Origin of the sequence: Marivita sp., assembly GCF_017643905.1 — a bacterium.
Lineage (GTDB): Bacteria > Pseudomonadota > Alphaproteobacteria > Rhodobacterales > Rhodobacteraceae > Marivita.
This window is the reverse complement of the sequence record NZ_JAEPMO010000198.1, coordinates 1-6,116: the sequence shown is the minus strand read 5'-3', so window position 1 is coordinate 6,116 and position 6,116 is coordinate 1. Positions and strand designations below refer to the sequence as shown.

General features: G+C 59.9%; 6 protein-coding genes. 2 read left to right on the top strand and 4 right to left on the bottom strand.

The window, feature by feature from the left end:
• Nucleotides 1-70: 70 nt before the first annotated feature.
• Together JJ869_RS21160 and polA are read right to left on the bottom strand one after the other, a co-directional pair.
• A complete protein-coding gene (locus JJ869_RS21160) occupies nucleotides 71-607 on the bottom strand; it encodes a DUF305 domain-containing protein (RefSeq protein WP_292270443.1) in 537 nt (178 codons plus the stop codon).
• Between the two features lie 143 nt (nucleotides 608-750).
• A complete protein-coding gene (polA, locus tag JJ869_RS21155; protein WP_292270439.1) occupies nucleotides 751-3,552 on the bottom strand; it encodes a DNA polymerase I in 2,802 nt (933 codons plus the stop codon).
• A 151-nt stretch (nucleotides 3,553-3,703) separates the two neighbouring features.
• Between polA and JJ869_RS21150 the strand changes: the two genes are divergently transcribed.
• The gene (locus JJ869_RS21150; RefSeq protein WP_292270438.1) at nucleotides 3,704-4,216 is read left to right on the top strand and encodes a hypothetical protein; all 513 of its coding nucleotides are present in this window, start codon (nucleotides 3,704-3,706) and stop codon (nucleotides 4,214-4,216) included.
• On the opposite strand, the gene JJ869_RS21145 is transcribed toward JJ869_RS21150, so the two are convergent.
• Together JJ869_RS21145 and JJ869_RS21140 are read right to left on the bottom strand one after the other, a co-directional pair.
• Nucleotides 4,213-4,839: a Pr6Pr family membrane protein gene (locus JJ869_RS21145; RefSeq protein ID WP_292270435.1), complete on the bottom strand. Its 627-nt coding sequence runs from the start codon at nucleotides 4,837-4,839 to the stop codon at nucleotides 4,213-4,215. The genes JJ869_RS21150 and JJ869_RS21145 overlap by 4 nt on opposite strands.
• Nucleotides 4,836-5,021: a zinc-finger domain-containing protein gene (locus tag JJ869_RS21140; protein WP_292270433.1), complete on the bottom strand. Its 186-nt coding sequence runs from the start codon at nucleotides 5,019-5,021 to the stop codon at nucleotides 4,836-4,838. Before JJ869_RS21140 ends, JJ869_RS21145 begins: the two co-directional genes overlap by 4 nt.
• Before the next feature lie 76 nt (nucleotides 5,022-5,097).
• On the opposite strand from JJ869_RS21140, the gene JJ869_RS21135 reads away from it, so the two are divergent.
• Nucleotides 5,098-6,018 (top strand): ABC transporter ATP-binding protein, encoded by a 921-nt coding sequence (locus JJ869_RS21135; protein ID WP_292270431.1) that lies wholly within the window; start codon nucleotides 5,098-5,100, stop codon nucleotides 6,016-6,018.
• Nucleotides 6,019-6,116 lie beyond the last annotated feature (98 nt).

Sequence of the window (6,116 nt, the reverse complement as noted above, 5' to 3'; positions counted from 1 at the left end):
GTCGAGTCAGCACATGCTACGCGACACAATCGAAATCGCCCACCATTTCCGGTGCAGATCTTCCAGCCGTTCAATCCGAGGTTTGACGCACAGTACCCGGTGCGGCATCACCGGTTGCTTCTATATCAGCAATGTACCGCTTCATCTCGGCAATTTCACTGCGCTGCGTTTCGATGATGGCATCCGCCAGTGCCCGGACACGTGGGTCCGACAGATTGGCCCGCTCGCTGGTCAGAACGGCAATCGAATGGTGTGGAATCATCGCCTTCATCCACGCCATGTCGCCAATCGTCACCTGTGACCGCACCAGCCCGACACCCAGCACCAGCGCCAAGATGCCTCCGCCAAAGATCGCGAGGTTGGCTTTGCGATTTGCATACATGCCAAGCATGAACGCCAGCATGACAATTGCCATCATGCCACCCATGTAAAGCGCCATCCACATGCGGGTCTGGGAAAAGAAGACGTGTTCGATGGCATAGGTGTTCAGATACATCAGCCCGTACATCACAACGGTAGACGTCAGGATCATCGCGAAAAACCGCAGATACGACCCATGATGCGTGGATGTGCTGTCGTCCGTCTGAGCCGCCTGTTTCTGAGCCATCGGTCAATCCTTTCCACAGTTCAATGAAAGGACAACACAAACAGACGGGGATATGTTCCCCTATCGTCAGCGCCCGAATTCGCACGGGTCGCAAAGGATCATGGTAGAATGAGGCAAAGCGATTTCGCAATGGCCTACCCGCATCAATGTGCCTCGGCCCAATTCTTGCCCTGCCCTGCGTCGGCGATCAGGGGCACCGTCAGGTGAACCACCGGATCGGCAGCGCCCTCCATCACCTCACGCGCGACCTTGATCAGATCGTCCTCGGCACCCTGATCCACCTCGAACAGCAATTCGTCATGCACCTGCAGCAGCATCTTGGCGGGCAGCCCCTTGATCGCATCCGGCATCCGGATCATCGCCCGGCGGATGATGTCCGCCGCTGTGCCCTGAATGGGCGCGTTGATCGCCGCGCGTTTGGCAAAGCCTGCGCGCGGGCCTTTGGCGTTGATCTCTGGCGTGTGGATGACGCGACCAAACAGCGTTTCCACCCGATTGTGCTTTTGCGCGAAGGCCGTGGTGTCGTCCATGTAGGCCTTGATGCCTGGGAACCGCTCGAAATAACGGTCGATGAAGCCCTGCGCCTCGGCCCGTGGGATGCGCAGGTTGCGGGCAAGACCGAAACCGCTGATCCCGTATATGACACCAAAGTTGATCGCCTTTGCCTGACGGCGCACATCCGGCGTCATATCCTCAAGCGGCACGTTGAACATTTCCGACGCGGTGGCGGCGTGAATGTCCTGCCCCTCTTTGAACGCGTCCTTCAGCGCCTGAATATCCGCGATATGGGCAAGGATGCGCAACTCAATCTGGCTGTAGTCCAGCGCGACCAGCGTCTTGCCCTCTTCGGCGACAAACGCCTCGCGGATGCGGCGGCCTTCTTCGGTGCGGATCGGGATGTTCTGCAGGTTCGGATCGGTCGAGGCCAGACGCCCGGTGTTGGCCCCGGCGATGGAATAGGACGTATGAACCCGGCCCGTCTCGCGGTTGATATGGTCCTGAAGAGCGTCGGTATAGGTGGACTTCAGTTTGGAAAGCTGCCGCCAGTCGAGCACCCGGCGCGGCAGTTCGTGCTCGGTGGCCAAATCCTCCAGCACATCGGCACCCGTCGCATAGGCCCCGGTCTTGCCGCGCTTGCCGCCGTCCAGACCCATCTCGTCGAACAGGATCTCACCCAACTGCTTGGGGGACCCGACATTGAACTTGCGACCCACAAGCTCGTAAATCTCGTCCTCCAGCCCCGCCATCTTCTGGCTGAACGCGTTGGACATGCGGCTGAGCGTGTCCCTGTCGACCTTGATCCCGGCCATCTCCATCTCGGCCAGCACCGGCACCAGCGGGCGTTCCATGCCTTCATAGACGCGGGTGACCTTGGTCTTGTGAAGTTGTGGTTTGAACATCTTCCACAGGCGCAAGGTGACCTCTGCATCCTCGGCCGCGTAGGGCACGGCCTTGTCGATAGGCACGCGGTCAAAGGTGATCTGGCTTTTGCCACTGCCCAGCAGATCCTTGATCGGGATCGGCGTGTGGCCCAAATAGCGTTCGGCCAGCGTGTCCATGCCATGCCCATGCAGCCCCGCGTTCATCGCGTAGGACATGAGCATCGTGTCGTCGATGGGCGCGACAGTGATCCCCAAACGCGCCATGATCTTGGCGTCGTATTTCATGTTTTGGCCGATCTTCATCACCGCCGGATCTTCAAGAAGCGGCTTGAGCGCTGCCAACGCGGTGTCCATCGGGATCTGCCCCTCGGCCAGATCATCTGACCCGAAGAGGCCCTCACCGCCGTCCGCTTTGTGGCCCAATGGCACGTAACAGGCCTTGCCCGGCTCAACGCACAGGGACACGCCGACCAGTTCGGCGGTCATTTCATTGAGCGAGGTGGTTTCCGTATCAAAGGCCACCCAGCCTTTTTCGTTGGCCAAGTCGATCCAGCTCTGAAGTGCTGACAGATCGCGCACACATTCGTAATTCGCCGTGTCCATTTTTGGCAGTTCGGGCGCATCGCCGGACGGAGGGTTGGCCCCCTCGGGCGTTGTATCGGGAATGGCCGGCGCATCGACCTTGAGCGCCTCGGCGATACGTTTGGTGAGCGTGCGGAACTCCATCTCGGCCAGAAACGCCATCAGCTTGTCTGGATCGGGTTCGCGGACCTCCAGATCGTCCAGCGTGAAGGTCAGGGGTGTGTTTTCGTCCAGCAAAACCAGCTTCTTTGACAATTCAATCTGTTCGCGCTTTTCGATCAGAGTATCGCGGCGCTTGGGTTGCTTGATCTCGCCTGCCCGGTCGAGCAGCTCTTCCAGCGATCCGAATTCGTTGATCAGAAGCGCCGCCGTCTTGATCCCGATTCCCGGCGCGCCGGGCACGTTGTCGACACTGTCGCCAGCAAGCGCCTGCACATCGACAACGCGTTCGGGGTAAACGCCGAATTTCTCGAACACCCCCTCGCGGTCGATGGTGCGGTTCTTCATGGCGTCGAACATCTCGACCCCTTCGCCGACCAGTTGCATCAGGTCCTTGTCGGAACTGATGATCGTCACGCGCCCCCCGGCCTTGCGCGCCTGCACGGCCAGAGTGGCGATGATGTCATCCGCCTCGTATCCCTCCAACTCTTCACAGGCGATGTTGAACGCCTCGGTCGCGCGGCGAGTCAGCGGGATCTGCGGACGCAGGTCTTCGGGCATCGCCTCGCGGTTGGCCTTGTACTGATCGTACATGTCATTGCGGAACGTGTGGCTGCCCTTGTCAAAGATCACCGCCACATGGGTCACATCCGACCCGGCATTCCCTTCGACATAGCGCTGCAGCATGTTGCAAAAGCCGCTGACCGCCCCGATGGGCAGACCGTCGGATTTGCGCGTGAGCGGCGGCAGCGCATGGTAGGCGCGAAAGATGAAGGCCGAGCCGTCGATCAGGTGAAGGTGGTGTCCTTTGCCGAATGCCATGTCGCGCGTCCCCATTTTCATGCTGCCAAAGGTGTGCCACGGTCGGCGAAGAGGTGCCAGCCCGAACGTGGTGCTGCGCGTCGTCATTGGCGTTTCACAGGCTGTGGATTATTCTTTGATCGTGTCTGACGCAGCAAACGGAGAAAATGTCGTGCGTGCTTTAATTGGTGCAGTTTTCCTTGCCATCGGGGCCAATCCTGTTGTCGCCAACGAAACGCTAAAGCTTGACGGATTGGCGCCCAAGACCGATCCCAAAGCCAGTCTTCCGATCTGCGAGAACATCCCTTATGACAAGGCGAATTGCGTGCGCGCATTGGCCTGTATCGGAACCGATGGTGTCTATTTCGACGGGCAGGTTCATGGCTGGGACACCGGCATCATCATCGGTTTTCTGGACGACGGCACGCCGTGCAACGGCGAATGGGTGGCCGGTGGGCCACAGACGCCGGGACGGGCCAGCATGATCTGCGAAAACGGCGTCGAGGCAAACGTGCTCTATCACACGCTCAACAACGAGACTGGCACGGTGATCGGCAGCGGAAGCGACAATCAGGGGCGCGAGATCACGGCATGGTCCGGGGAAAAGGTGCTGCAGTTTCTGACAGGGCCAGCGGATGACACGCCGGTTCTGCCCTGCGGTCCGGCCCCGATCCCGATCAGCTAAGGTTCGGTTCCCGCGAAGCCGGGGCGGCGGCCCAGACGCTGTCCCGCCCAGACGATGAGCGCCCCGAAGCCCGAGAACACGACCAGCAACCCGAAGATATTGAGCCCCGTGCGCAGCGGGCCAAGATCGTCAAGGTTCAGGAAATGATAGGGATAGCGCCCGTCAACAAACGCAGCGCGCAGCATCGCGACGATGCAATACAAGAGCGGCAGGATCAGCCAAGGCAGGATGTCGGGATAGCTCAGATCGGCTTTCTGTACGAACGCCAGCCAATAGCCCGCGAACCCAAGCGGGATCAGCGTGTGCAGCATCAGGTCGATTACCATGTCGATGCCCCGATAATCCCGCAGATGCGCCAGCAGCACGTGATAAACGATGGCGACCATCGCAATCGACAACAGCAGCCCGCCCTGAACCTTCGCCGGTTCGCGCCCGCCCAGCGCCACCCAGGCACAGGTCAGGCCCACCAGCGTGTTCGTCCAGATCGTGAAATAGCGGTAGTTGAACGCCAGCGTATCGAGCAACCCGGTGTTGTACCGGTCGATCCGAAGCCAGACGCGCGTGACGATTGTCACGCAGACCGCGAGCGCCAGTAGCGCTGCGCAAAGACGCTTGGCTGTCACGTGTCGTGCTGGTGAGCGAAATCCCGGTGGACGTATTTCGCATCGCAATAGCCGCACTCGACCCAACCGGTGTCATGCGGAATTTGCAGCCAGACGCGCGGGTGACCCAAGGCCCCTTCACCACCGTCACAGGCGATGCGGTAGCTGTCCACGATCTTGGTTTCGGGCGCTTGCGTAGCCATCTGCTGCGTTTCCTTCGTTCGGAATTTCCACTAGGTGCGGTTTAAGACGACGCGGCCACGGGAGCAAGAGACAGCGATGACACAGCACGCCATTGAGATCGAAGGCCTGAAAAAGACCTATTCCGGAGGCAAAGAGGCCCTGAAAGGCATCAATCTGAATGTGCCACGCGGTTCGGTCTTTGGGCTTCTCGGGCCGAATGGTGCCGGGAAATCAACGCTGATCAACATTCTGGCGGGTCTTGTCACCAAAACCGCAGGCCAAGTGACGATCTGGGGCTGGGATCAGGATGTGAACCCCCGCCAGTCCCGCGCAGCCATCGGCGTCATGCCGCAAGAGCTGAACCTTGACCCGTTTTTTACGCCGCGCGGCGCTTTGGAGGTGCAGGCGGGGCTTTACGGCGTCCCGAAGTCACAACGCCGCTCGGACGAGATCCTTGAGATGATCGGTCTCACCGACAAGGCAGAAGCCTATGCGCGGACCCTATCGGGCGGGATGCGGCGGCGGTTGTTGCTGGGCAAGGCGCTGGTGCACAGACCGAATGTGCTGGTGCTGGATGAGCCAACCGCCGGTGTGGACATCGAGTTGCGGCAGATGCTCTGGACCAATGTCCGAAAGCTGAACCGCGAAGAGGGGATGACGATCATCCTGACCACTCATTACCTCGAAGAGGCAGAAGAGATGTGCGACGAGATCGCGATCATCAACCATGGCGAGGTGGTGGCCCGCGACAGCACCAGCAACCTGCTGGGGGCGCTGGACGCCAAGACGATGGTCATTCAACCCGACAGCGCGGTGGGCGTGCTTCCCGAAGTCGAGGGCATCGCCGTGACCACCCGGGAGGATGGCACGATTGCAGTCAGCTATCGCTCCCGCCAGACCTCGGCGGAAAATGTGCTGTCAATGCTGCGGGACAACGGCGTGCGCATCCGCGACGTGCGCACCGAACAGGCGGACCTCCCAAGTTCGACAAAATCCGCCGAAATTCGCCTGAATTGAGGGTGGCTGGCTGAGTTATTTCAATGATTTAGCGGTTGTGTTCGGGCAAATTTCTGTAGTCACACACATTGCCTATATTGGTGTTGTTTAGTTGAATC

Coding starts and splice junctions, on each gene's coding strand:
- JJ869_RS21140 (WP_292270433.1), bottom strand. CDS start 5,021: ATGGCTACGCAAGCGCCCGAAACCAAGATCGTGGACAGCTACCGCATC.
- JJ869_RS21160 (WP_292270443.1), bottom strand. CDS start 607: ATGGCTCAGAAACAGGCGGCTCAGACGGACGACAGCACATCCACGCAT.
- JJ869_RS21135 (WP_292270431.1), top strand. CDS start 5,098: ATGACACAGCACGCCATTGAGATCGAAGGCCTGAAAAAGACCTATTCC.
- polA (WP_292270439.1), bottom strand. CDS start 3,552: ATGGCATTCGGCAAAGGACACCACCTTCACCTGATCGACGGCTCGGCC.